We start from the raw sequence: 24,437 nt of genomic DNA, 5'->3' as shown, positions 1-24,437 counted from the left end.
CGGCCGCACCGGGCGGGCCGGCGCGCCGGCTGGTTCGACCCGGGCGGCCCGTGTCGGCTACCCTGGCGCGGTGCGCGTCCTCGGCGCGCCCAGCTGCCCGCGACCCGCTCCGGGTCCCGCACCGCGCAGCACCCGAACGACCTCAGGGAGTGAGCTCACGTGTACGCGATCGTCCGCGCCGGCGGCCGGCAGGAGAAGGTGTCCGTCGGCGACCTGCTGACCGTCGACCGCTTGCCCGGTCTCGCCGGCGGCACCACCGTGCAGCTGCAGCCGCTCCTGCTCGTCGACGGCCCCACCGTCACCAGCGACGCCGCGGCCCTGGCCGGCACCACCGTCACCGCCGAGGTGGTCGACGAGACCAAGGGCCCGAAGATCGTCATCCAGAAGTTCAAGAACAAGACCGGGTACAAGAAGCGCCAGGGTCACCGCCAGAAGCACACCCGCGTGCGCGTCACCGCGATCGGCTGAGAGAGGACCCTCCGATGGCACACAAGAAGGGCGCCAGCTCCACCCGCAACGGGCGTGACTCCAACGCCCAGCGCCTGGGCGTCAAGCGCTTCGGCGGCCAGGTCGTCAGCGCCGGCGAGATCATCGTGCGCCAGCGCGGCACTCACTTCCACCCCGGTGAGAACGTCGGCCGCGGCGGCGACGACACGCTGTTCGCGCTGACCCCCGGGGCGGTGCAGTTCGGCACCAGCCGCGGGCGCCGCGTCGTCGCGATCGTTCCGGCCGCCGACTGAGGCGAGCGCACCAGGAGCACCAGCGGAGGGGCGAGCCGGAAGCATCCGGCTCGCCCCTCCGCTGTTGCCAGGGACGACGACGGCCACCTCGACCTGGCACGACCCGGTCTGACCCGGCCTGACGCGACGATCATGGGCGACGTGTCCGTGATCATGGCCGAGGTGCAGGTGCGCCGCTCCGGCACCTGCACCTCGGCCATGATCACGCCGGAGGGAGCGGGCGCCGGCGGCACCGCCCTCGGCGGAGGCAGAACGACGAGCGCGGGCAGGACGACGAGCACGAGCACGAGGGGACGGTGAGGCGCGGTGGCGACGTTCGTGGACCGCGTGGTGCTGCACGTGGCCGGCGGCAACGGCGGCCACGGCGCCGCCTCCGTGCACCGCGAGAAGTTCAAGCCGCTCGGCGGCCCCGACGGCGGCAACGGCGGCCGCGGCGGGGACGTCGTCCTGGAGGTCGACCCCTCGACGACGACGCTGCTCGACTACCACCACGCCCCGCACCGGCGCGCCGGCAACGGGCGCCAGGGGCAGGGCAGCATGCGCCACGGCGCGGACGGCGAGGACCTGGTGCTGAGGGTGCCGAACGGCACCACGGTGCGCGACCCCGACGGCCACCTCGTCGCCGACCTGCTCGGGGCCGGCACGCGGGTGGTGCTCGCCGCCGGCGGGCGCGGGGGCCTCGGCAACGCCGCGCTCGCCTCGCCGCGGCGCAAGGCGCCCGGCTTCGCGCTGCTCGGAGAGCCAGGGGAGGCCCACGACGTCGTCCTGGAGCTGCGCAGCGTCGCGGACGTCGCGCTCGTCGGCTTCCCCAGCGCCGGCAAGTCCAGCCTCGTGGCGGCGCTGTCCGCCGCCCGGCCCAAGATCGCCGACTACCCGTTCACCACGCTCGTGCCGAACCTCGGCGTCGTCCAGGCCGGGGACGAGCGCTTCACCGTCGCCGACGTCCCGGGCCTGATCCCCGGCGCGAGCCAGGGCCGCGGGCTGGGCCTGGAGTTCCTGCGGCACGTCGAGCGGTGCGCGGCGATCGTGCACGTGCTCGACTGCGCCACCCTGGAGCCGGGCCGGGACCCGGTCACCGACCTCGACGTGATCGAGGCCGAGCTGGCCGCCTACGCCGACCTGCGCGCCGACGACGGCGCCGCGGGGCCGGGGTCGGTGCCGCTGCGCGACCGCCCGCGCCTGGCGGTGCTGAACAAGGTGGACGTGCCCGAGGCGCGCGAGCTCGCGGACCTCGTGCGCCCGGACCTGCAGGCCCGCGGCCTGGAGGTCTTCGAGGTCTCCGCCGCCTCCCACGAAGGCCTGCGCGAGCTCGCCTTCGCCATGGCCGCGCTCGTGCGCCGCGCGCGCGAGGAGGCGCCCGTCCTCGCGCCGGCCAGGATCGTGCTGCGCCCGTCCGCGGTCGACGACGCCGGCTTCACCGTCAGCCGCGAGCGCACGGGGGAGGGCGAGGTCTTCCGCATCCGCGGCGCCAAGCCCGAGCGGTGGGTCAAGCAGACCGACTTCGCCAACGACGAGGCCGTCGGCTACCTCGCCGACCGCCTCGCCCGCCTGGGCGTGGAGGAGGAGCTGCTGAAGGCCGGCGCGGTCGCGGGCTCGGAGGTCGTCATCGGCCCCGGCCTCGACGCCGTCGTCTTCGACTGGGAGCCCACGCTGGTCAGCGGCGCCGAGCTGCTCGCCGGCCCCCGCGGCACCGACGTGCGCGTGGAGCAGGCCGAGCACCGGCCGCGGCGCACGCGCGGGGAGAAGCGCGAGGCGTACGAGGATCGTCGCCAGGCCCGCCGCGCCGCGCGCGAGGAGCTGGAGGAGGAGCGGCTGGCGGGGCGCTGGACCGCGGACGACGCCGCCGGCGACCTCACCGGCGACGCCGACGGCGGTCCGGGCGAGCGGCGGTGACCCGCCCGTGACGGTCTCGCGCGCCGCCCGGCGCCTGGAGCACCGCGGCGAGCTGGCCACGGCGGGGCGGGTCGTCGTCAAGGTCGGCTCCTCCTCGCTGACCACGGCCGCCGGCGGCATCGACGAGCAGCGCCTGGGCGGCCTCGTCGACGTCCTCGCCGCGCGGGTGGCGGCCGGCGCGGAGGTCGTGCTGGTCTCCTCCGGCGCCATCGCCGCCGGCCTGGCCCCGCTCGGGCTGAGCACCCGCCCGCGCGACCTGGCCACCCAGCAGGCGGCCGCCAGCGTGGGCCAGGGCCTGCTGCTCGCCCGCTACGGCGCCGCCGCGGCCGAGCACGGCCTCACGGTCGGGCAGGTGCTGCTCACGGCGGACGACGTGGTGCGCCGCGCGCACTACCGCAACGCCCAGCGCACGCTGTTCCGGCTGCTGGCGCTGGGCGTCCTGCCCGTCGTCAACGAGAACGACACCGTCGCCACGAACGAGATCCGCTTCGGCGACAACGACCGGCTGGCGGCGCTCGTGGCGCACCTGGTGCAGGCCGACGCCCTGGTGCTGCTCTCCGACGTCGACGCCCTCTACGACGGCCCGCCCTCGCGCCCCGGCGCGCGCCGCCTCCCGCTGGTGCGCGGGCCGCAGGACCTGGACGGCGTCGAGGTCGGCGGGCGCGGCGCCGCCGGGGTCGGCACGGGCGGCATGGTCACCAAGCTGGACGCCGCGCGCATCGCCACCGGCTCCGGCGTCGCCACCCTCCTGACGTCGGCGCCGCTGGCGGCCCGGGCGCTGGCCGGCGAGGACGTCGGCACGTGGTTCGCGCCCACGGGGCGGCGGGGCAGCAGCCGCCTGCTGTGGCTGGCGCACGCGGCCGCGCCGGCGGGCCGGCTGGTGCTGGACGCCGGGGCGGTGGCCGCCATCACGCAGCGCGGCGCGTCGCTGCTGCCCGCGGGCACGACCGGCGTCGAGGGCGCCTTCGACGCCGGCGACCCCGTGGACCTGTGCGACCAGAGCGGCCGCGCGGTGGCCCGCGGGCTGGTCAACTACTCCTCGGTCGAGGTGCCGGACCTGCTCGGGCGGTCCACCGCGGACCTGGCTGCCGCGCTCGGACCGGGGTATGACAGGGAGCTGGTGCACCGGGACGACCTGGTGCTGACGGACGCGACCGCTGCGCGGCACGCACGAGCGCGGTGAGAGGAGGCGACGTGGAGGAGCCCCCCGGACCCGCCGACCGCCGGCACCTGCGCCCGGTGGCGCAGCCGGCGCTGTTCCCCCCGCCGCAGGACGACGGAGCGCACGAGGGCGCCGCGGACGGCTCCCCGGACGGCGGCGACCTGCCCCTGTGGCACGTGACCGTGACCTTCGCCGGCCCGGCGACCGACCGCGAGCACCTGCGGGAGTCGCTGCGCGAGCTCGTCGACGCCCAGCCGTTCCTGGCCTCGGTGCGCTACACCGACGACCGCGCCGAGGTGACCTACTGGGACGAGGCCGAGGACGTCGACGACGCCGCGGCCCTGGGGCTGCGGCTGTGGGCGGAGCACCGGCGCGTCGCGGACCTGCCCGACTGGCGGCCCGTCGGCATCGAGGTCGTCGACCGCGAGACGCTGCACGCGCGCGGCCAGGCGCTGCCGCCGCTGACCGGGCTGGGGGAGATCCGCCCCTGGTGAGAGGCCCTATCCTGCTGCGGTGAGCACCACGGTGGAGCCGGGCACGCACACCGACGTCGAGGCCGCCGTCCTCGACGCCTGCCGCCGCGCCGGCGTCGCCGGCCGCGCCCTCGCCCTCGCCCGGCGGGCGCAGAAGGACGCCGCGCTGCACGCCGTCGCCGACGCCCTGCTCGAGCACGCGGAGCGGATCCTCGAGGCCAACGAGGTCGACCTGAACCGGGGCCGCTTCGTCGAGCTGTCCGGTCACCTGCTCGACCGCCTCTCCCTCGACGAGGGCCGGCTGCGGGGGATCGCCGACGCGCTGCGCCAGGTCGCCGCGCTGCCCGACCCGGTGGGCGAGGTGGTGCGCGGGCGCACCCTGCCGAACGGCCTGCGGCTGCGCCAGGTGCGCGTGCCGATGGGCGTCGTCGGCGTCGTCTACGAGGCCCGCCCGAACGTGACGATCGACGCCGCGGCGCTCGCCCTGAAGTCGGGCAACGCGGCGGTGCTGCGCGGCGGCACCGCCGCCCGCGAGACCAACCTCGTCCTCGTCGACGTCGTCCGCTCGGCGCTGCAGGGCGCCGGCCTGCCCGCCGACGCGGTGCAGACGATCGACGCGCACGGGCGCGACGGCGTCGGCGTGCTGCTGCGCGCCCGCGGGCTCGTCGACCTCGTCATCCCCCGCGGCGGCGCGAGCCTGATCCAGCGCGTCGTCACCGAGGCGAGGGTGCCGACCATCGAGACCGGCGTCGGCAACGTGCACGTCTACGTCGACGCCTCCGCCGACCTCGACGACGCCCTGGCGATCTGCCTGAACGCGAAGGTGCAGCGGCCCAGCGTCTGCAACGCCGCCGAGACCCTCCTCGTGCACGCCGACCTCGCGCAGAGCTTCCTGCCGCGGCTGCTGCGCGCGCTCGCCGACGAGCGCGTCGTCCTGCACGGCGACGCGCGCGCCCGCGCCGCCGCCCCCGAGGGGGTCGGCGTCACCCCCGCCACGGACGACGACTGGGCCACCGAGTACACCGCGCTGGAGGTGGCCGTCGGCGTCGTCGACGACCTCGACGCCGCGCTGGAGCACATCCGCACCTGGTCCAGCGGCCACACCGAGGCCATCGTCACGAGCGACCTGCGCGCCGCCGACCGCTTCGTCGCCGAGACCGACTCGGCCGCCGTGATGGTCAACGCCTCCACGCGCTTCACGGACGGCGGGGAGCTGGGGCTGGGCGCCGAGGTCGGCATCTCCACGCAGAAGCTGCACGCGCGCGGCCCGATGGGCCTGGCCGAGCTGACCACCACGCGCTGGGTGGTCCACGGCGACGGCCACGTGCGCTCCTGACACACTGGCACGCGCCCGATCCCGTCCTCGTCGCCCCCGGAGGCCTCCGTGCTCGTCGCCGCCCTGCTCCTGGGCCCCAGCGCCTTCCAGATCGGCCAGGACTCCCCCCTGGTCGGCGATGGTGGCGAGCTGCCGCTGCCCTCGGTCGCGTTCGGCCTGATCGCCTTCGGCATCCTCATGGCGCTGCTGGCCATCACGTTCGCCTTCCGCAGCATCGGCAAGCGCCACTGAGCCGCGCCGTCGCCCGCCTGCGGCCACCGGGAGCGTGCTCGTGCGGCTGGGGGTGATGGGCGGCACGTTCGACCCCGTCCACCACGGGCACCTCGTGGCGGCCAGCGAGGTGGCCGCGCGCTACGGCCTCGACGAGGTCGTCTTCGTGCCGACCGGGGAGCCGTGGCAGAAGTCTGCGCGCGCCGTCTCCCCCGCCGAGCACCGCTACCTGATGACCGTGGTGGCGACGGCGTCGAACCCGCAGTTCACCGTCAGCCGCGTGGACGTCGACCGCCCCGGCCCGACGTACACCATCGACACCCTGCGCGACCTGCAGCGGCTGCGCCCGGGCGCCGAGCTGTTCTTCATCACCGGCGCCGACGCCCTCGCGCAGATCCTGTCGTGGAAGGACGCCGAGCGGCTCTTCGACCTCGCGCACCTGGTCGGCGTCACCCGCCCCGGCCACGACCTGAGCCTGAGCGGCCTGCCGCCGGAGCGCGTCAGCCAGCTGCAGGTCCCGGCCCTGGCGATCTCCTCCAGCGACTGCCGCGCGCGCGTGGCCGCCGGGCTGCCCGTGTGGTACCTCGTGCCGGACGGCGTCGTGCAGTACATCGCCAAGCACCGCCTCTACGCCTGAGCGCCCGCGCCCGGTCCTGCGTGCGATCCTGGGGGCTGCCGATCCGCCGTCCCCCTGGAGCACCGTGACCGCCACCCCCCGGGCCGTCGAGCTGGCCGTCGCCGCGGCGACGGCCGCCGCCGACAAGAACGCCACGGAGATCCTCGCGCTCGACGTCAGCGACCAGCTCGTCATCACCGACGTCTTCGTGCTGGCCGCCGCCGACAACCCGCGCCAGGTGCGCGCCGTCGTCGACGCGGTGGAGGAGAGGCTGCACCGGCTGGGGGCCGACGTCGTGCGGCGCGAGGGCCTCAGCGAGGCCCGGTGGGTGCTGCTGGACTTCGCGGACGTCGTCGTGCACGTGCAGCTGGCCGAGGACCGCCAGTACTACGCGCTGGAGCGGCTGTGGAAGGACGGGCCGCTGATCGAGCTGCCCGAGGAGGTCACGCGCCCGCGCGACGTGCTCTCCGACCCCGCGACCGACGGCCAGCGGTTCGGCGGGTGAGCGCCGCGCGCGTGGTGCTCTGGCGGCACGGGCGCACCGCGTCCAACGCCGCGGGGCGCTTCCAGGGCCAGCTGGACGTCCCGCTCGACGGCGTCGGCCGCGAGCAGGCCCGCCGGGCGGCGGCCGTGCTGGCGCGCCTGGAGCCCGCGCGCCTGGTCGCCTCCGACCTCTCGCGCGCCGCGGACACCGCCCAGGCGCTCGCGGACCTCGTCGACCTGCCCGTGCTCACCGACCCGGACCTGCGCGAGCTGCACGCCGGGGTCTGGCAGGGGCTGCTGGCGCGGGAGATCCGCGAGGGCTGGCCGCAGATGCACGCCGCCTGGCGCGGCGGCGAGGACGTCGCCGTCGGCGGCGGGGAGCGGCGCAGCGACGTCGGCCGCCGCGTGGCCGCCGCCGTGCGCCGGCACGCCGAGGCCACGGCGGACGGCGGCACGCTCGTGCTCGCCTCCCACGGCGGCGCGGTGCGGGCCGGGGTGCTGGAGCTGCTGGGCCTGCCCGCCGGCTCCTGGCCGCGCCTGGGCGGGCTGGCGAACTGCCGGTGGGCCGTGCTCGCCGCCCGCGAGGACGGCTGGTCCCTGACGGGCTACGACCTCGGTCCCGACCCGGAGCCGGACCCCGCGCCCTCCGGCGTGGCCGGTTTCGGACCTGAGGTGGCGACGGTCTAGAGTGGGCCGCGTCGCCCGGGCCCGCGCCCGGGTGCGGGGCTGTGGCGCAGCTGGTAGCGCACCTCCATGGCATGGAGGGGGTCAGGGGTTCAAGTCCCCTCAGCTCCACCGGACACCTCGAGCAGACCCCCGGTCGCAGCTGCGACCGGGGGTCTGCTCGTCGGCGAGGTGCCCGTCGAGGGAGCTGCACGCGAAGCGGATCGGTCGCGGCACGCCGTCGCTCCTTCGCCGCTCTGCTCAGCTCCCCGAGGCAGGCCCGACGCCGCTGGCCCGTCCCCGGTGCGCCCGTCGGATCGCGGAACCCCTGTGGGTGACGCGCGCCTCACAGGAGCACCTCGGTCGTGGTGTGGAGCCCCAGGCGCATCGTCGGGTGGCCGTGCTCGCGGAAGCCGAGAGCGGTGTAGAGCTGCGCGCCGTCAGGGGTCGCGGCGAGCTCGACGGCCTCGGCGGCGGTGTCGTCGTGGAACCAGCTGAGCAGCGCGGTGAGGCAGGCCCGGGCGTGCCCTCGCCTGCGGTGCTCCGGCTCGGTCGCGACGCTGAAGACGTGGCCGCGCACGCCGCTGAGCCCTCGCGGGCCGGGCGCCCGAGCGTCGCAGATGCCGCAGGCGGCGCTGACCGCGCCCGTGACCGGGTCCTCCACGACGAAGGCGGCGAAGTGATCCGGTCGCTGCAGGTTGCCTCGGAACCAGGCTTCGGCGGCGCCGCGCCACGGGGCGTCCGTGGTGCCCACCGGCACCCCCATGTCCTCGAACATCACCGCGCGCAGGCGCACCAGCGCGGCGGCGTCGTCGGCGCGGGCGCGTCGCACCAGCGGGCACCGCCCCGAGGAGGCATCGCTCGTCACGACCTCGATCGTGCCCAGCACCACGACGCGGGGGTCACGTGGTGCCCGCCGATCCCGACGGCAGCGCGTCGTGCGTGTCCGCGCCGGTGGCCTGGACAGGGAGAGGCGGCCGTGGATCACAGGCGGGCGAGGACGCCGTCCAGGGGCCGCGGCGCCCGGTCCAGGTCCAGGGCGTCGGTCAGCAGGCGCGCGTACCGGTGCTCGTCGCCGGACCGGCCGCCGATGAACCGGCGCAGCTGCTCCGGTGCGGAGCGGGCTCGCTGGGCGGGCTGGCGCTGCAGGATCCGCAGCGAGCCGAGCTCGCCCTGGGCCTCGATGACCCGCTCGACCGTCCCGACCCCGAGCGCTCGAACGAGCTCGTCCTCCAGGTCGACGGTGCACATGAAGAACCCGTGCGCCTCCAGGGCGGCGCGGGAGGCGTCAGCGCGGGAGGCGTCAGCGCAGGAGGCATCGGCGCAGGAGACCTCGACGCAGATCCCGGCCCGGCGCAGCGCGAGCGCACACGCTGCAGCGAGGTGGTCCCCTGCACGAGGACGCGCTGCTCCGTCACCCTGGCCGCCGCAGCGCTGCCCGCGGGGTGGTGCAGGCGGGCGGCCCTCGCGTCGACCCCGATGCCGATCGTCTTCACAGCGGCATGGGCCCGGCAGGCCAGCGGTCACGACAGCTCGGGCCTGTGGCCGATCGGTGCGATCCTGCTGGGGACCAGCATGGTGATCGGCGCGCCGCTCCTCACGCGGATCGGCGGCCTGGTCCGGACGAGGCACGACAGGAGCCGCTCGGCGGACGAGGCGGGTCCGGCGGCTCCCGCGACGTGATCCAGGGCCTCAGGGGGCGACGGCGCGGTGGACCCGCTCGGCGTGCCCGCGCACCCAGGCGTCGTTGACGGGGTCGCGCACCACGACCGCGCGCAGGAACAGCGGCCCGATGAGCAGGCCCGCGACGTCGTCGTCCGGGACGTCGTCGCGCAGCTGACCGGCGGCCCGCGCGTCGGCGAGCACCGCCCGCAGGGGAGCGTGCTGCTCGGCGGTGAAGGCGTCGCTGAACTCGGCCAGCTCCGGGTCGACGCGGGCGGCGTGCAGCAGCGTGACGATCGTCGGCGCCGCCTCCTGCTCGCGCATGTCGCGGGCCACCCCCAGGGCGATGGCGGCCAGCCGCTCGCGCAGCGGCCCCGGCGGCGGGGGCGGGGTGGGCGCGGGCACGAGGCGCCGCAGGACGTCCTCGAGCAGGTCCGCCCGCCCGCTCCAGTGCCGGTACAGGGTCGAGCGGGCCACCCCCGAGCGCGCCAGCACGGCGTCGACGGTGACGCCCTCGAGGCCGCGCTGCAGGAGCAGCTCGGTCGCGGCGTCCAGGACGGCGGCGCGGCTGCGGAGCACGCGCGGGTCGCCGGCGTGCTCGTCCCCGGCGTGCGCACCGGCGGTCATGGCGGCTCCTCCCTCCCGTCCGGGCCCGTCATGTCCCCGACGAGAACGAAACAGGACCGTCCCGTACCGTATCGGGTGGTCCGGTGCTCCTGCCGGGGTGTCGATCTCCGGGCGGGATGATGGTGGGTAGAGCGGACGCGGCGGTCCTCGTCGAGGACGTGGTGGTCAGCTTCGGTCGCACGCGCGCCCTGGACGGGGTGTCCTTCGCCGTCGCCCCGGGCACGGTGCTCGGGCTGCTGGGCCCGAACGGCGCGGGCAAGACCACGTCGGTGCGGGTGCTGACCACGCTGCTGCGCCCGGACTCCGGGCGCGCGCAGGTGCTCGGCACCGACGTCGTCGCCGACCCTCGCCGCGTGCGCCAGCGCATCGGCCTGGCCGGCCAGTACGCCGCGCTCGACGAGAACCTGACGGGGCGGGAGAACCTGCTCCTGTTCGGCCAGCTGTACCGGCTGCGCCGCAGGGCCGCGGCGCGCGCCGACGCGCTGCTGGAGCGCTTCGACCTCGTCGACGCGGCCGACCGCGTCGTGCGCGGGTACTCCGGCGGCATGCGCCGGCGCCTGGACCTGGCGGCCAGCCTCGTGCACGAGCCCGCGGTGCTCTTCCTCGACGAGCCGACGACGGGCCTGGACCCGCGCAGCCGCCTCGCGCTGTGGGACGTGATCGAGGACCTCGTGCGCGGCGGCACGACGCTGCTGCTGACCACGCAGTACCTGGAGGAGGCGGACCGCCTCGCCGACCGGATCGCCGTCGTCGACCACGGCCGGGTGATCGCCGAGGGCACCTCGGACGACCTGAAGACCCGCGTCGGCGGCCAGGTGCTGGAGGTCCGCGTCGCGCGCGAGGACGCCGCCCGGGCGCGGCGTGCGCTCGCGGCGCTCGTGCCGCCCGACGAGATCAGCACCGACGACGAGGGCTCCCTGACGCTGCCGGCCCCGGACGGCGGGCCCTTCGTCGTCCGGGCGGCCGCGGCGCTGAACGGCGCCGGCGTCGCCGTGGTCGAGGTCGGGCTGCGCCGTCCCACGCTGGACGACGTCTTCCTCTCCCTGACCGGCCGGGCGCAGGAGGAGGTGGCCGCGCGATGACCGCGACCACACCGCGGCACGAGCCCGCCAGCGCGTCGCTGCAGGCGCCGGCCGGGGAGGTCCGCGGCTCCGGGTCGCTCTGGGCGCTGCGCGACACCTGGGCCATGACGCGGCGCAACCTGCGCACGTCCGCGCGCCAGCCGCAGCTGCTGGTCTTCGCGCTCGTGCAGCCGGTGATCTTCATCCTGCTGTTCCGGTACGTCTTCGGCGGCGCGATCGCCGGGCCCGGCCCGGTGGACTACGTGGACTTCCTGCTCACCGGCATCTTCGTGCAGACGATCACCATCGGCGCCGTCCAGACGGGCGTCGGGCTGTCCGAGGACGCCTCCAAGGGCGTCATCGACCGCCTGAAGTCCATGCCGATCACGCGCGGTGCGGTGCTCGCCGGGCGGGTGTGCGCCGACCTCGTGCGCAACGCCGGCGTGGTCGCCGTGATGGTCGCCGTCGGGTACCTCGTCGGCTTCGAGTTCACCAACGGCGTCCTCGGCGCCGTCCTCGCGGTGCTCGTGCTGCTGCTGTGGGGGTTCGCCTTCTCCTGGGTCGGCGCCTTTCTGGGCCTGGCGCTGCGCACGCCGGAGGCGGTGCAGGCCGCGTCCTTCCCGCTCGTCTTCCCCCTCGTCTTCGCCTCCTCGATCTTCGTGCCGGTGGAGACCATGCCGGGGTGGCTGCAGGCGTTCGTGCAGGTCAACCCCATCAGCCTCGTCACCGGCGCGGTGCGCGCGCTCGCCCTCGGCGAGCCCTTCGAGCTCATGCCCGACCTCGCCTGGGCCGCGCTCGCCAGCGTCGTGGTGGTGGCCGTGTTCGCGCCCCTGGCGATCCGCCGCTACCAGCGCCTCTGACCGCTCCGCACGCCCGCCGGAAGGACCGCCCGTGCTCGCCGCCCGCCTGCACTCCCTCGGAGACCCCTCCGGCATCGTCGTCGAGGAGGTCCCCGACCCGCGCGAGCCGGTCGGCGACGAGCTGCTCGTGCAGGTCGCGGCGTCCAGCATCAACGGCACCGACCTGCTGCTGCGGCGCGGGGAGCCGCGCATCGCCACCGCGGGCCGCCTGCCCCTGGTCCTCGGCTTCGACGTCGCCGGGGAGGTGCTGCGGTGCGGGCCGGCCGTGACCGCCTTCGCGCCGGGGGATCGGGTGGTCTCGCTGCTCGGGCACGGCGGCGGCGCCCACGCCGAGCGGGTCCTGCTGCGCCAGGGCCGCGCCGCGCGGGCGCCGGCGTGGGTGTCCCTGGAGGTCGCCGGCGCGCTGCCGCTGGCCGGCCTGACCGCGCTGCAGGCCCTGCACGGGCGGGCGGCGCTGGACGCGCGCCCGGGCGCCCGCGTCCTCGTCGTCGGCGCCTCCGGAGGGATCGGGGCCTTCGCGGTGCTGCTCGCGAAGCTCGCCGGCGCGCACGTGACCGCTCTGACCAGCACCGCCGCCGTCCCCTTCGTCACCGGCCTGGGCGCCGACGAGGTGCTCGACCGGCACCGCGAGGACCCGTTCGCCGGTGGCGAGCGCTGGGACGTCGTCGTCGACACCCCCGCCGTGCTCCGCTTCGGCGCCGTACGCGGCTCGCTGCGGGACGGCGGCGTGCTGGTCTCCACCAAGCCGCTGTCGCTGGACGCCGCGCGCTCGGCGGGCCTGGACCTCCTGCGGCGCCCCGGGCGGCGCATCGCGCGGCGCGGCGGCGGCAGCGGCGCGCGCTTCGCGACGGTCAGGACGCAGGCGCGCTCGCAGGACCTCACCCGCCTGGTCGCGCTCGTCGACGGCGGGCGGCTGCGCGTGCCGGTGGACCGCGCCTTCCCCCTCGCGCAGGTCGCGGAGGCGCACCGGTGGGCGCAGACCCGCGCCACCGGCAAGGTCGTGCTGACCCTGCCGAGCGATCAGGACGGCCAGGACGGGCAGGGCGCGGAGACCGCGCAGGGCGGGCAGGACGCCCAGCAGGCGCGGGGCTGAGCACGCGAGGGCCGCCCCCTGGCGGGAGGACCCGCGCGGGCCCAGACTCCGCTGGACACCCCCGCCGGAAGGACGCCGCATGAGGACCCCCGCCGCCGTGGCCGCCGTCGCCGCCCTGGTCTGCCTGAGCACCGCGTGCGCCGGGGAAGAACCGGCCCCGACGAGCACCGCGTCGGCCGAGGCCCCCGCGCAGACCCCCGAGCAGACCGCTGCGCAGACCCCCGAGCAGACCCCCGAGCAGACCTCGGCGTCCTCCTCGGGGACGTCCTCGTCGCAGGCGCCGGCGGCCGGTGCGGGCGCCTCGGTGCTCACCGGCGTGGTCGGGGAGGAGGGGGACCCGGAGGCGTACACGATCACGCTGCTGGACGGCTCGGGCGAGCCCGTGACGTCCCTGCCGGCCGGCGACTACCAGGTCCGGGTCACCGACCCGTCGAGGACGCACAACTTCCACCTCACCGGCCCGGGCGTGGACGAGACGACCAGCGTGCGGGAGACCACTGAGGTCACGTGGGACGTGACGCTGCGGCCGGGGGAGTACACGTTCGTGTGCGACCCGCACCCGAGCATGGTGGGTTCCGTGACGGTCACCTGAGCGCTCACCCGACCGCCGGTCGCGACGGGACGCCGCGGGGCACCGCCAGGGCCGCGAGCAGGCCGAGCGCCAGCACGCCGGTGCTGGCGGCGAAGGCCGCCTGGTAGGAGACGGCGTCGGCGAGCCACCCGGCCACGAGCGGCCCGGCGATCGCCCCGGCGTCCGCGGCCATCTGGAACACCGCGACGGTGCGCCCGCCGCGGGCCGGGTCCACGTCCCCCACGATGGACGCCGGCGCGCTCGCGAGCAGGGACGCCGCCAGCCCGAACGCCGCCATCGAGCCGAGGAACGCCCACGTCGCCGGGGGCAGCACGAGGACGGCGAGGGAGGCGGTCGCGAGCGCGGCGCCGAGGACGAGCGAGGGGCGCCGTCCCCAGGTGTCGACGAGGCGGCCGGCGCGCAGCAGCCCGAGCGCCTGCGCCACCGACCCGGCGAGCAGGCCGGCCCCGGCCCAGGCGGCGGTGCGGCCGAGCTCCTCGACCGCGTACAGCGGCACCAGGGAGTTGCGCACCCCGAACAGCACCCAGCCGACGCCGAGGTTGGCCACCAGCGCCGCCAGGTACGCGCGGGAGCGCAGCGCGGCGGCCAGCCCCGTGGCGGCGGCGTCCGCGGCGGGGCCGGCCGCCGGGGAGCTGGCCGGGTCGGGGGAGCCGGGCGCGGCCGCCCCGGCGGGTGGCGGCACCGCGCGCAGCCGCACCAGCGCGACCGCGCCCGCGACCAGCAGCGTCACCGCGTAGACGAGGAAGGGCAGCCGCGGGGAGGCCTCCGTGAGGAAGCCGCCCGCGGCCGGGCCGGCGATGCCGCCGAGGATGAAGCCGCCCTGGTAGGTCGCGGAGGCGCGGCCGCGGTGCGTGGCCGGGGCGACCCGCAGCAGCAGCGACAGCGCCGAGACGGTGAACATCGCGCTGCCCAGGCCGCCCGCCGCGCGCAGCGCCAGGAACAGCGGGAAGGACGTCGCCAGCCCGGCCGCGCCGGTGGTGACCGCGACGACGAGCAGGCCCGCGGCGAGCACGGTGCGCTCGCCGAAGCGCTCGACCAGCGACCCGCCCGCGAACGCGGAGACGAACCGGAAGAAGGCGAAGGCGCTGACCGCCAGCCCGACCGCCGTCGTCCCCACGCCGTAGGAGCGGGCGAACAGCGGGATGGCGGGGGCGACGATGCCGAAGCCGAGGGCGACCACGAAGGCGACGACGGCGAGGACGCGCACCTCGCGGGGCATGGCCGGTGCGCCCGCGGCGGAGCGTGGTCGGCGGGGCACGGCCGTCGATCCTGGCACGCCCCGGCCGGCGGGCGGGGCTGGGCGTCACCTGGGCGTCACCTCGGCGCCGGCCGGCCGCGCACGAAGCGCTGCAGCGCGACCACCGCCGCGCCGCGCGCCCACTCCGCGAAGTCGAAGTCCTGCACGTCCAGCGCGACCGGCGCCGCCCGGGGGTCGCGGTCGGCGTCCAGGCCGGCGCGCACCTGCGGGGCGAGCTCCAGCGCCAGGCGCACGCCGTCGCCGGTGAGGACGATCTTCTCCGGCATGGTCAGGTTGGCGACGGCGGCCAGCAGGCGGCCCGTGCCGCGCGCGGCGTCCGCGACCACCCGCCCGGCCCCGGGGTCGCCGGCCAGCGCCAGGTCGACGACCTCGTCGAACGCCAGCGGCCGGCCCACCGCCGCGGACGCCGCCTCGGTGATCGCCGGGATGGTCAGCACGCTCGCGGCGCACCCGCGGTGCCCGCGCGGGCACGGCGAGGAGGGCACCTCCAGCGGCCAGTGGCCGACCAGGCCGAACCCGGCGTCGGGGGAGGAGACGAGCCGGTCGTGCACGACGTGGCCGTAGCCGACCCCCGCGCCGATCGTCACCAGCGCGAACCGGGTGCAGCCGCGCGCGGCGCCGAACCAGTGCTCGGCCTCCGTCAGGGCGAGGACGTCGTTCTCCACCGTCGTGGGCAGGCCCGTCCTGTCCTCGAGCAGCTCGGCGAGCGAGACGTCGGACCAGTGCAGGAACGGGGCGCTCGTCACGCGCCGGTGGTCCGCGGCGTGCCCGCCCACGCTGACGCCGAGCGCGGTCGGCCGGCGGCCGCCGCCGACCAGCTCGCCGACGAGGGCGGCCACCGCGTCGACGACCGCGGCCGGCTCGGTGCTGGGCAGGGGGGCGACGGCGCCGGCGAGCACGTCGGCGCCGAGGTCGGTCAGCACCGCGTGAGCGCTGGAGCCGGTCAGCTTCACGCCGACGAAGTGGTGGGCGTCCGCGGCGATGGCCAGCGGCTGCGCGGGACGGCCCAGCCGGGGCTCCTCGGGGCTCTCGGCCCCTGCGCGGGCGGCGTCCGGCGCCTCGACGAGCAGGCCCTCGTCGAGCAGCGGGCGCGTCAGGCGGGTCAGCGTGCCCTGCGAGAGCGCCAGCCGGCGCGCCAGCTCCACGCGCGAGAGCGGGCCGTGCCGCAGCACCTCCACGGCGACGGCGCGGGAGGACTGCGGGCGCTCCGCCCAGGCCGTGGTCACGGCCGGACCCTAGCCCCCGCCCGCGCATCCTTGCGCACGAGAACAAAGTAGGTCCTCGAGGGCCCGAGCACTAGCTCTCCATCGACGATGGGACCGTGCATCGGCGCCAGGACTCGAGCAGACCCGACCCCTTGACGCCACTTACTTGTACTGCAAAAGTTACGGCCCAGGACGAGGGCGTCCGGCGGATCGCGTCGACCCTCGCGGACGACGGAGAGGTCCCGACGTGACAGCGCTGCAACCCCTGACCGGCCCCGAGCGGGTGCCCGACGCGGACCCGTCCGAGCGCCTCGTGCACCTCTCGGCCGCCGGCGTCAGCCTGGTGCTGGACTGCCGGGGACCCGCCCTGCCCGCCGTCCTCCACTGGGGCGCCGCCCTCGGGCCGCTGGACGGCGAGGGCCTGCGGGCGCTGGCCGCGGCCGCGCTGCCCCCCTCGGTGCCGAGCGCGCCCGACGTCCCGGCCCTGGTGTCCCTGGTGCCCGCCGCCGCCTCGGGCTGGATGGGGCTGCCGGGCCTGCGCGGCTCGCGCGCCGACGGCAGCGACTGGTCCCCGGACCTCGCGGTGGAGGAGGTCGAGGTGGGCCGCGAGGACGGGCGCGGCGGGCTGGTCGTCGTCCGCGCCGCCGACCCGGCCGCCGGGCTGGCCCTGGAGCTGCGGGTGGAGCTGACCCCGAGCGGGCTGGTGCGGGCGCGCGCCGCGGTGCGCAACACCGCCCCGCAGGCGCCCTACCGCCTCGACGGGCTGGTGCTGGCGCTGCCGGTGCCGGCCGAGGCCGCGCAGCTGCTCGACCTCACCGGCCGCTGGGGGCGCGAGCGCTCCCCGCAGCGCACCGCCTTCACCATCGGCTCCCGCGTGCGCGACAACCGCCGCGGCCGCACCGGCGCCGACGCGACCCTCGTCCTGGCCGCCTGCGAGCCGGGCGCGGGCTTCCGCGCCGGCGAGGTGTGGGGCGTGCACGTGGGGTGGAGCGGGAACCACCGCACCTACGCCGAGCGGCTGCCCTCCGGCGAGGCCGTGCTCGGCGGCGGCGAGCTCCTCCTGCCCGGGGAGGTGCGCCTGCAGCCGGGAGAGGCCTACGAGACCCCATGGCTGTACGGCTCCTGCGGCCACGGTCTGGACGAGGTCTCCGCCCGCTTCCACGACTGGATGCGGGCCCGCCCGGGCCACCCGCGCAGCCCCCGGCCGGTCATCGCCAACACCTGGGAGGCGGTGTACTTCGACCACGACCTGGGCCGCCTGACCGCCCTCGCGGACGCCGCGGCGCAGGTCGGCGCCGAGCGGTTCGTGCTCGACGACGGCTGGTTCCGCCACCGCCGCGACGACCGCGCCGGCCTGGGCGACTGGTACGTGGACGAGGACGTCTGGCCGCAGGGCCTGCACCCGCTGGTGCAGCACGTGCGCGGCCTGGGCATGCAGTTCGGGCTGTGGATCGAGCCGGAGATGGTCAACCCCGACTCCGACCTGGCGCGCGCCCACCCCGAGTGGGTGATGGCCCCCGGGGAGCGCCAGCCGCTGCTCGTGCGCCACCAGCAGGTGCTCGACCTCGGCCACCCCGGCGCCTACGAGCACGTCCTGGAGCGGATCAGCGCCCTGGTCGCCGAGCACCGCATCGACTACCTCAAGTGGGACCACAACCGCGACCTCACCGAGGCCGGTCACTGGCCCACCGGGGCGCCCGGGGTGCACGCCCAGACCCTCGCCGTCTACCGGCTGGTGGACGAGCTGCGCGCCCGCCACCCGCACCTGGAGATCGAGTCGTGCTCCTCCGGTGGCGCCCGGGTGGACCTGGGCATCCTGCAGCGCACCGACCGGGTCTGGGCGTCCGACTGCATCGACGCTCTCGAGCGGCAGGGCATCCAGCGCTGGACCGGCCTGCTCCTTCCCCCGGAGCTCGTCGGCTCCCACGTCGGGGCGGGGCGCTCCCACACCACCTCCCGGGTGCACGACCTGTCCTTCCGCGCCGGCACGGCCCTGTTCGGCCACTTCGGCATCGAGTGGGACCTGCTGGCCGCCACCGAGGAGGAGCGCGCGGAGCTGGCCCGGTGGGTCGCGCTGTACAAGGAACTGCGCGGCCTGCTGCACAGCGGGCGCGTGGTGCGCGGGGACCACCCCGACCCCGCCCTGCTGGTGCACGGCGTCGTGGCCGCGGACGCCGCGCGCGCCGTGTTCGCGCTGGTGGCCACCGCCACGAGCGAGGTCTCCCCGCCCGGGCGCGTGCGCCTGCCCGGGCTGGACCCGCAGCGCCGCTACCGGGTGCGCCCCCTGCCGCCGGGGGACTCCCCGCCCGGCGTCCACGGCGCGCCGGTGCGGTGGCTGGACGGCGACGGCGTCGTGCTGCCCGGCGCGGCGCTGTCCCTGGCCGGGCTGCAGGCGCCCGCCCTGCACCCCGACCACCTGTTCCTGCTGGACGCCACCGCCGAGTGACCGAGGAGTCGAGATGGCTGTCCCCACCACCGCCGCCGGGCCCGCAGCGCGGGCCCGGGCCAGGCGCAGGCGACCCGACGACACCGGGCTCGCGCTGCTGTTCATCCTGCCCGCCACCGTCGGGCTGGTCGCGTTCTACTTCTGGCCGCTGGTGCGCGGCATCTGGCTCAGCTTCACCTCCTGGGACGTGCTCACGCCCAGCCGGTTCATCGGCCTGGAGAACTACCAGCGGATGGTCCAGGACCCGGTGTTCTGGAACGCCGTGAGGGTCACGCTGTCCTACGTCGTCCTCAACATCGGCGTCCAGACGGTCGCCGCCCTCGTCATCGCCGTCCTGATGCAGCGGCTCACCCGCTCGACGTGGGTGCGGGCGATGGTGCTGGCCCCCTACCTCGTCTCCAACGTCGTCGCCGCCTTGATCTTCCTGTGGATCCTCGACTTCCAGCTCGGCATCGGCAACCAGGTCCTCGAGCGGCTCGGGCTGGAGCGGATCGGCTTCTTCACCACCGACACCTGGGCGATCCCCACGATCGCGCTGGTCAACGTGTGGCGGCACATGGGCTACACGGCCCTGCTGATCTTCGCGGGGCTGCAGGCCATCTCGCCCACCGTCTACGAGGCCGCCCGGGTCGACGGCGCCTCGGAGCTGCGCCAGTTCTCCTCCATCACCCTGCCGCTGCTGCGCCCCGTCCTCGGCCTGGTGCTCATCATCTCGGTGATCGGCTCCTTCCAGGTCTTCGACACCGTGTCGGTCACGACCGGCGGCGGGCCGGTCGACGCGAGCCGGGTGCTGCAGGTCTACATCTACGACAACGCCTTCGCGCAGTTCGACTTCGGCTACGCCGCGGCCCTGAGCGTGGCGATGCTCGCCATCCTCATGGTCGTCACCGTCCTCCAGTACCGCGTCACCCGCGCCGGCCAGACCGACCTCGACTGAGGAGCCCGACATGACGCAGCTGCAGCCGGCCACGGGCCTCGGCGCCGGGCAGACGGCCCGGCGAGGAGCCGTCGACCCGCGCAGCGGGCCGCACCCCGGCCCGCGCCCGCGGTCCCGACCCACCGCCGGGCGCGTGCTCGCCTGGACCGTGATGGTCGCCCTCCTGGTCGTCACGATGTTCCCGTTCTACTGGATGCTGCGCACCGCGCTGTCGAGCAACAGCGCGCTGTACTCCGAGTCGACCTCGCTGCTGCCCGCCGCCCCCAGCTGGGGCGGGTTCGAGCGGGTGCTGGGGCTGCAGCCCACGGACGAGGCGATCGCCCAGGGCGGTTCGGGCGCGGACCTGGACTTCTGGCGCTACCTCGGCAACTCCGTGGTCGTCGCCACCGGGATCACCGTGTTCCAGGTGTTCTTCTCCGCCATGGCCGCCTACGCCTTCTCCCGGCTGCGGTGGCGGGGCAGGAACGTCGTCTTCGGCGCCTTCCTGCTCTCCCTCATGGTGCCGCTGATCTTCACGCTGCTGCCGAACTTCCTGCTCGTGCGGCAGCTGGGGCTCGTGGACACCCTGCTCGGCATCATGCTGCCGTCGCTGTTCATGGCGCCGTTCGCGATCTTCTTCCTGCGGCAGTTCTTCCTCAACGTGCCGGTGGAGGTCGAGGAGGCGGCCCTGGTCGACGGGGCGAGCAAGGTGCGGGTCTTCTTCAACCTCATCATCCCGATGACGGCCGCCCCGATCGCCACCATCGCGATCCTGACCTACATCACGGCGTGGAACGACTACTTCTGGCCGCTGATGGTCTCCTACACGGACGAGTCGCGGGTCCTGACCGTCGCCCTCGGCTCGTTCCGCGCCCAGACCCCCTCGACCGGGCCCGACTGGGCCGGCCTGATGGCGGCGACCCTGATCGCCGCCCTCCCGATGATCGTGCTCTTCGCGTGCTTCGCGAGGCGGATCGTCAACTCCATCGGCTTCAGCGGCATCAAGTGAGGTCCGCCATGAGCAACGGCACGCACGAGGACCCGACCACGCCGACCGCGCGCAGCTGCCGCAGCCGCCGCGGCCGGCGCGGGCTGCGGGCGAGCGGCTCGGCGCTGGCCGCCGCGGCGCTGGGGCTCACGGGCTGCGGCGGCCCGACCCCGGCCGGCACCGGCGCCACGCTGGACTACTGGCTGTGGGACTCGCTGCAGCTGCCCGCCTACGAGGAGTGCATCGACGTCTTCGAGGCCGAGCACCCCGACGTCGACGTCCGGATCACCCAGTACGGGTGGGGGGACTACTGGACGAAGCTGACGGCCGCCCTCGTCGCCGGCGCCGGGCCCGACGTGTTCACCAACCACCTGACGAGGTACCCCGGGTACGTCACCCGCGACGTCCTGCTGCCCTTCGGCTCCCTGGAGGCCACGAGCGACTTCGACGGGTCGGCGTTCCAGGAGGGGCTCGCCGAGCTGTGGACGGGGCAGGACGGCGAGCAGTACGGCATGCCGAAGGACTTCGACACCGTCGCCCTCTTCTACGACGCCGGCGCCCTGGCCGAGGCCGGCATGACGCCCGAGGACCTGCAGGGGCTGACCTGGAACCCCGAGGACGGCGGCACCTTCGAGGACGTGCTCGCGCACCTGTCCGTCGACGCCAGCGGCGTGCGCGGCGACGAGCCCGGCTTCGACCCGGGGAGCGTCGTCACCTACGGCCTGGCCTCCGCCGGGGCCGGCGGGGACAACCACGGCCAGACGCAGTGGTCCTGGCTCGCCGCCGCCACCGGGTGGCAGTACACCGACGCCGCCGTCTGGGGCGAGGAGTACCACTACGACGACCCGCGGGCGCAGGCCGCCATCGGCTGGTACTTCGGCCTCGTGGAGAAGGGCTTCATGCCCTCCTTCGAGCAGGTGGGCGACGCGCCGGTGCCGATCCAGCAGGTCGGCTCCGGCCAGGCGGCGCTCGCGGCCGACGGGTCCTGGAACATCAGCGCCTACGCCGCGCTGGAGGGGGTGGACCTCGGCGTCGCCAGCATCCCCGCCGGCCCGGTCGGCCACCCCGTGTCCATGTACAACGGCCTCGGCGACTCCATCAGCGCCCAGACCGAGCAGCCGCAGGCCGCGGCGGAGCTCGTCTCCTTCCTCGGCTCCGACACCTGCCAGGTCATCGTCGGCGAGCACGGCGTCGTCTTCCCCGCCCGCCCCGCCGGCACGCAGGCCGCCATCGCGGCGTTCCGGGAGGAGGGGGTCGACGTGGCGCCGTTCATCGACCTCGTCGAGGCCCAGCACGTGGTGCAGTTCCCGGTGACCGAGCACCCCGCCGACATCGCGGCGATCATGGAGCCCGCGCTGACCGGCATGTACATCGGCACCCGCGACGTCTCCGCGCTCACGGAGGTCAACGAGAGGATCAACGCCCTCTTCCAGTGAGCGCGGCGTCCCTCGCCTAGGGTGCCGGTGAGCGTCGAGGAGGGAGGCCGTCCGTGGGTGCCGGGCACGTCCACGACCACGGGACGGCGGCCTCCCGCCACCGCGGTCGCCTCGTCCTCGTCCTCGCGATCACCCTGGCGGTGGTCGGCGTCCAGGTCGTCGGCGGCCTGGTCTCCGGGTCGCTGGCGCTGCTGGCGGACGCCGGGCACATGCTCACCGACGCCGTCGGGGTCGGCGTCGCGCTGACCGCGTCCGCCGTCGCGGCGCGGCCCGCCACCGACGCCCGCACCTACGGGCTGCAGCGCGCCGAGATCCTCGCCGCGCTCGCCAACGCGCTGGTCCTCACCGGCGTCGCGGTGTGGGTGCTCGTCGAGGCCGCGCGGCGCTGGGGCGGGCAGCCCGAGGTCGCCACCGGCCTGATGATCGGCACCGCGCTGGTCGGGGCGGCGGCCAACGCGGCGTCCCTGCTCCTGCTGCGCCGCGGGCGCCGCGAGAGCCTCAACGTGCGCGGCGCCTACCTGGAGGTGCTCGGCGACCTCGTCGGGTCCCTCGCCGTCGTCGCCGCGGGCGCCGTGATCGCCCTGACCGGGTGGGTGCGCGCCGACGCGCTCGCCTCGGCGGTGATCGGCCTGATGATCCTCCCGCGGGCGTGGTCCCTGCTGCGCGACGTCGTCGACGTGCTGCTGGAGGCCACCCCGCGCGGGGTGGACCTCGAGCACGTGCGCGAGCACATCCGCGGGGTGCCAGGAGTGCTCGACGTGCACGACCTGCACGCCTGGACCATCACCAGCGGGGTGCCGGTGCTGTCGGCGCACGTCGTCGTCGACCCCGGGTGGATCGACACGGGCCGCTCCGGGGAGGTCCTCGACCGCCTCGCCGAGTGCCTGGCGGGGCACTTCGACGTCGAGCACTGCACGTTCCAGCTGGAGCCGGTGGGCCACCAGGCCCACGAGCTGGCCCACCACCCCTGAGGCCGGGTGCCGCCGGCGCCGGGCCTCGGACCCAGCTCGCGCGGCTCACTCCGAGGCGCTGCTGACGTCCCCTCCGGGGTGCTCGCTGCTGTCCGCGCCGATCCACACCGTCTTGACGTTGACGAACTCGTGCATGCCGAGGTCGGTCAGCTCCCGGCCGTACCCGCTGGCCTTCACGCCGCCGAACGGCAGCTGCGGGTAGCTGGTGGTCATGCCGTTCACGAACGCCATGCCCGCGGCGACGTCCCGCACGAACCGCTCGTGCTCGGCGGGGTCGTCGCTCCACAGGTTCGAGCCGAGCCCGTACTCGTGGTCGTTGGCGATCGCGACGGCCTCCTCCAGCGACTGCACCGTGTACAGCGCGGCGACGGGCCCGAAGACCTCCTCCGCGTGCATGCGCATCTGCGGCGTGACGCCGGTGACGAGGGTCGGCTGGTAGTACCAGCCCGCACCCTCGCCGCGCTGCCCGCCGACGACGACCGTGGCGCCCTTGTCGACGGCGTCGGTGACGTAGTCCTCGACGTCCTGGCGCCCCTGCTCGGTGGCCAGCGGGCCGACCTGGGTCTGCTCGGCCATCGGGTCGCCGACGACGAGGGCGCCCATCCGCTCCGCGAACAGGCGGGTGAACTCCTCCGCCACGTCGGCGTGCACGAGGAAGCGCTTGGCGGCGATGCAGCTCTGGCCGTTGTTCTGGCAGCGCGCCGTCGTCGCGACCGCGGCGGCCTTCTCCAGGTCGGCCGAGGGCATGACGACGAACGCGTCGCTGCCGCCGAGTTCGAGCACCGTCTTCTTCAGCGCGTCCCCGGCGACGGCGGCCACCGAGCGCCCGGCCGGCGCGCTGCCGGTCAGCGTCGCCGCCACGACGCGGTCGTCGCGCAGCACCCGCTCGACGGCGCCGGAGCCGATCAGCAGGGTCTGGAAGACGTCGTCGGGGAAGCCCGCCTTCCGGAAGAGCTCCTCCATGTACAGGGCGGTCTGCGGCACGTTGCTGGCGTGCTTGAGCAGCCCGACGTTGCCCGCCATCAGCGCCGGGGCGGCGAAGCGCATCGCCTGCCACAGCGGGAAGTTCCACGGCATGATCGCCAGGACGACGCCCAGCGGCTGGTAGGCGACGTAGGCCCGCCGGGCGCCGACGGCGTCCGCGTCGGCGGGGCGGGGCGCCAGGAACGCGGGGCCGTGCTCGGCGTAGTAGCGCAGCGCCGTCGCGCACTTGGCCACCTCCGCCTTCGACGCCGCGAGGGTCTTGCCCATCTCGGTCGTCATGAGCGCGGCCACGTCCGCGGCGTCCGCCTCGAGCACGTCGGCGGCCGAGCGCAGCCAGCCGGCGCGCTCCTCGACGCCGGTGAGGCGGTAGCGCGCGAACGCCGCGGCCGCGCGGGCCAGCCTGTCCTCCAGCGCCTCCTCACCCAGCGCGTCGAACGTCCTCAGCGTCTCCCCGGTGGCGGGGTTGGTGGTGGCGATGGCCATGTCCCCAGGCTTCCACAGGGGCCGTTCGCGGGCGAGGTCCCTGCGGGCAACCCCTGACGGGCGCCGGGTGGCCGGCCCTGCGGCAGGCCGCTACTGGCAGGCCTCGCAGTCCTCGCCGGCCTCGACCGAGCACGCGGTGGCGCTGGCGAGCCAGTCGTCCTCCTCGGCGGCAGCGGTGGCGGGCGGGGCCGGGGGAGTGGGCGTCTGCGTCATGATCGAGACGCTACATGCTGTGGTGCTCGCGCGCAGCACCCCCACATGTCGGGTCCAGGTGGGCCG

27 protein-coding genes, 1 tRNA gene and 1 pseudogene are annotated in these 24,437 nt (G+C 75.9%); 22 read left to right on the top strand and 7 right to left on the bottom strand.

Annotated elements, in window-relative coordinates; all coding sequences use genetic code 11:
• Positions 1 to 159: 159 nt before the first annotated feature.
• The 12 genes and pseudogenes from rplU (at position 160) to BLS82_RS01040 (ending at position 7,708) form a co-directional block, all read left to right on the top strand.
• On the top strand, positions 160 to 468 hold the full coding sequence (rplU, locus tag BLS82_RS01090; RefSeq protein WP_092860860.1) for a 50S ribosomal protein L21: 309 nt from the start codon (positions 160 to 162) through the stop codon (positions 466 to 468).
• Positions 469 to 482: 14 nt separating this feature from the next.
• Positions 483 to 740, top strand: a complete 258-nt coding sequence (rpmA, locus tag BLS82_RS01085; protein ID WP_092860858.1) for a 50S ribosomal protein L27 — start codon at positions 483 to 485, stop codon at positions 738 to 740.
• A 132-nt stretch (positions 741 to 872) separates the two neighbouring features.
• A complete protein-coding gene (locus BLS82_RS15490) occupies positions 873 to 1,040 on the top strand; it encodes a hypothetical protein (protein ID WP_176818863.1) in 168 nt (55 codons plus the stop codon).
• A gap of 6 nt (positions 1,041 to 1,046) precedes the next feature.
• A complete protein-coding gene (gene obgE / locus BLS82_RS01080) occupies positions 1,047 to 2,633 on the top strand; it encodes a GTPase ObgE (protein WP_092860856.1) in 1,587 nt (528 codons plus the stop codon).
• A gap of 7 nt (positions 2,634 to 2,640) precedes the next feature.
• Entirely contained in the window at positions 2,641 to 3,816 is a 1,176-nt protein-coding gene (gene proB / locus BLS82_RS01075; protein ID WP_092860854.1) for a glutamate 5-kinase, read from the top strand.
• Positions 3,817 to 3,827: 11 nt separating this feature from the next.
• Entirely contained in the window at positions 3,828 to 4,289 is a 462-nt protein-coding gene (locus tag BLS82_RS01070; RefSeq protein ID WP_218123418.1) for a hypothetical protein, read from the top strand.
• Positions 4,279 to 5,604: pseudogene (locus tag BLS82_RS01065) on the top strand (glutamate-5-semialdehyde dehydrogenase); the annotation flags it as partial. The gene BLS82_RS01070 and the pseudogene BLS82_RS01065, both read left to right, overlap by 11 nt.
• Before the next feature lie 48 nt (positions 5,605 to 5,652).
• Positions 5,653 to 5,835, top strand: a complete 183-nt coding sequence (locus tag BLS82_RS01060) for a hypothetical protein (protein ID WP_092860850.1) — start codon at positions 5,653 to 5,655, stop codon at positions 5,833 to 5,835.
• 55 nt (positions 5,836 to 5,890) lie between these two features.
• The gene (nadD, locus tag BLS82_RS01055; RefSeq protein WP_092862464.1) at positions 5,891 to 6,451 is read left to right on the top strand and encodes a nicotinate-nucleotide adenylyltransferase; all 561 of its coding nucleotides are present in this window, start codon (positions 5,891 to 5,893) and stop codon (positions 6,449 to 6,451) included.
• A gap of 64 nt (positions 6,452 to 6,515) precedes the next feature.
• Entirely contained in the window at positions 6,516 to 6,935 is a 420-nt protein-coding gene (gene rsfS, locus BLS82_RS01050; RefSeq protein ID WP_092860848.1) for a ribosome silencing factor, read from the top strand.
• Positions 6,932 to 7,600 (top strand): histidine phosphatase family protein, encoded by a 669-nt coding sequence (locus BLS82_RS01045; RefSeq protein ID WP_092860846.1) that lies wholly within the window; start codon positions 6,932 to 6,934, stop codon positions 7,598 to 7,600. Before rsfS ends, BLS82_RS01045 begins: the two co-directional genes overlap by 4 nt.
• Before the next feature lie 35 nt (positions 7,601 to 7,635).
• Positions 7,636 to 7,708: transfer RNA gene (locus BLS82_RS01040), tRNA-Ala, on the top strand.
• Positions 7,709 to 7,922: 214 nt separating this feature from the next.
• Here the strand turns inward: BLS82_RS01040 and BLS82_RS01035 are convergent.
• Both BLS82_RS01035 and BLS82_RS01030 read right to left on the bottom strand, forming a co-directional pair.
• Positions 7,923 to 8,468, bottom strand: a complete 546-nt coding sequence (locus tag BLS82_RS01035) for a GNAT family N-acetyltransferase (RefSeq protein WP_218123417.1) — start codon at positions 8,466 to 8,468, stop codon at positions 7,923 to 7,925.
• A 92-nt stretch (positions 8,469 to 8,560) separates the two neighbouring features.
• The gene (locus BLS82_RS01030) at positions 8,561 to 8,827 is read right to left on the bottom strand and encodes a hypothetical protein (protein ID WP_092860844.1); all 267 of its coding nucleotides are present in this window, start codon (positions 8,825 to 8,827) and stop codon (positions 8,561 to 8,563) included.
• Between the two features lie 228 nt (positions 8,828 to 9,055).
• Between BLS82_RS01030 and BLS82_RS01025 the strand changes: the two genes are divergently transcribed.
• Positions 9,056 to 9,259, top strand: coding sequence for a hypothetical protein (locus BLS82_RS01025; protein WP_143028695.1), 204 nt, complete (start codon positions 9,056 to 9,058; stop codon positions 9,257 to 9,259).
• A gap of 9 nt (positions 9,260 to 9,268) precedes the next feature.
• Here BLS82_RS01025 and BLS82_RS01020 read toward each other — a convergent pair whose 3' ends face one another.
• The gene (locus tag BLS82_RS01020; RefSeq protein WP_092860840.1) at positions 9,269 to 9,865 is read right to left on the bottom strand and encodes a TetR/AcrR family transcriptional regulator; all 597 of its coding nucleotides are present in this window, start codon (positions 9,863 to 9,865) and stop codon (positions 9,269 to 9,271) included.
• A gap of 122 nt (positions 9,866 to 9,987) precedes the next feature.
• Here BLS82_RS01020 and BLS82_RS01015 point away from each other — a divergent pair, with 122 nt between their 5' ends.
• The 4 genes from BLS82_RS01015 to BLS82_RS01000 all read left to right on the top strand — a co-directional run bounded on the left by BLS82_RS01015 (position 9,988) and on the right by BLS82_RS01000 (position 13,471).
• Complete coding sequence (locus tag BLS82_RS01015; protein WP_176818862.1) at positions 9,988 to 10,947, top strand: ATP-binding cassette domain-containing protein; 960 nt, start codon at positions 9,988 to 9,990, stop codon at positions 10,945 to 10,947.
• Positions 10,944 to 11,786 carry an ABC transporter permease gene (locus BLS82_RS01010; protein ID WP_092860838.1) on the top strand — a complete coding sequence of 281 codons (843 nt, stop codon included), beginning with the start codon at positions 10,944 to 10,946 and terminating at the stop codon, positions 11,784 to 11,786. Before BLS82_RS01015 ends, BLS82_RS01010 begins: the two co-directional genes overlap by 4 nt.
• Before the next feature lie 31 nt (positions 11,787 to 11,817).
• Positions 11,818 to 12,879 carry an NAD(P)-dependent alcohol dehydrogenase gene (locus BLS82_RS01005; RefSeq protein ID WP_092860836.1) on the top strand — a complete coding sequence of 354 codons (1,062 nt, stop codon included), beginning with the start codon at positions 11,818 to 11,820 and terminating at the stop codon, positions 12,877 to 12,879.
• A gap of 79 nt (positions 12,880 to 12,958) precedes the next feature.
• The gene (locus BLS82_RS01000) at positions 12,959 to 13,471 is read left to right on the top strand and encodes a cupredoxin domain-containing protein (RefSeq protein WP_092860834.1); all 513 of its coding nucleotides are present in this window, start codon (positions 12,959 to 12,961) and stop codon (positions 13,469 to 13,471) included.
• 4 nt (positions 13,472 to 13,475) lie between these two features.
• Here BLS82_RS01000 and BLS82_RS00995 read toward each other — a convergent pair whose 3' ends face one another.
• Together BLS82_RS00995 and BLS82_RS00990 are read right to left on the bottom strand one after the other, a co-directional pair.
• Complete coding sequence (locus BLS82_RS00995) at positions 13,476 to 14,729, bottom strand: MFS transporter (protein ID WP_218123416.1); 1,254 nt, start codon at positions 14,727 to 14,729, stop codon at positions 13,476 to 13,478.
• Between the two features lie 56 nt (positions 14,730 to 14,785).
• On the bottom strand, positions 14,786 to 15,955 hold the full coding sequence (locus tag BLS82_RS00990) for an ROK family transcriptional regulator (protein ID WP_092860832.1): 1,170 nt from the start codon (positions 15,953 to 15,955) through the stop codon (positions 14,786 to 14,788).
• 226 nt (positions 15,956 to 16,181) lie between these two features.
• On the opposite strand from BLS82_RS00990, the gene BLS82_RS00985 reads away from it, so the two are divergent.
• The 5 genes from BLS82_RS00985 to BLS82_RS00965 are packed head-to-tail and all read left to right on the top strand — an operon-like array spanning position 16,182 to position 22,691.
• Complete coding sequence (locus tag BLS82_RS00985; RefSeq protein ID WP_218123415.1) at positions 16,182 to 18,380, top strand: alpha-galactosidase; 2,199 nt, start codon at positions 16,182 to 16,184, stop codon at positions 18,378 to 18,380.
• Positions 18,381 to 18,393: 13 nt separating this feature from the next.
• On the top strand, positions 18,394 to 19,317 hold the full coding sequence (locus tag BLS82_RS00980) for a carbohydrate ABC transporter permease (protein ID WP_092860830.1): 924 nt from the start codon (positions 18,394 to 18,396) through the stop codon (positions 19,315 to 19,317).
• Positions 19,318 to 19,327: 10 nt separating this feature from the next.
• The gene (locus BLS82_RS00975; protein WP_092860828.1) at positions 19,328 to 20,305 is read left to right on the top strand and encodes a carbohydrate ABC transporter permease; all 978 of its coding nucleotides are present in this window, start codon (positions 19,328 to 19,330) and stop codon (positions 20,303 to 20,305) included.
• A gap of 8 nt (positions 20,306 to 20,313) precedes the next feature.
• Positions 20,314 to 21,720 carry an ABC transporter substrate-binding protein gene (locus BLS82_RS00970; RefSeq protein WP_092860826.1) on the top strand — a complete coding sequence of 469 codons (1,407 nt, stop codon included), beginning with the start codon at positions 20,314 to 20,316 and terminating at the stop codon, positions 21,718 to 21,720.
• A gap of 53 nt (positions 21,721 to 21,773) precedes the next feature.
• A complete protein-coding gene (locus BLS82_RS00965; protein WP_092860824.1) occupies positions 21,774 to 22,691 on the top strand; it encodes a cation diffusion facilitator family transporter in 918 nt (305 codons plus the stop codon).
• Positions 22,692 to 22,736: 45 nt separating this feature from the next.
• Here the strand turns inward: BLS82_RS00965 and BLS82_RS00960 are convergent, their stop codons facing one another.
• Positions 22,737 to 24,158, bottom strand: a complete 1,422-nt coding sequence (locus tag BLS82_RS00960) for an NADP-dependent succinic semialdehyde dehydrogenase (protein WP_092860822.1) — start codon at positions 24,156 to 24,158, stop codon at positions 22,737 to 22,739.
• 90 nt (positions 24,159 to 24,248) lie between these two features.
• Positions 24,249 to 24,371, bottom strand: a complete 123-nt coding sequence (locus tag BLS82_RS16195) for a hypothetical protein (RefSeq protein WP_255378030.1) — start codon at positions 24,369 to 24,371, stop codon at positions 24,249 to 24,251.
• Positions 24,372 to 24,437 lie beyond the last annotated feature (66 nt).

This window comes from Quadrisphaera sp. DSM 44207, assembly GCF_900101335.1.
Lineage (GTDB): Bacteria > Actinomycetota > Actinomycetes > Actinomycetales > Quadrisphaeraceae > DSM-44207.
This window is presented reverse-complemented; position numbering and strand designations above follow the sequence as displayed.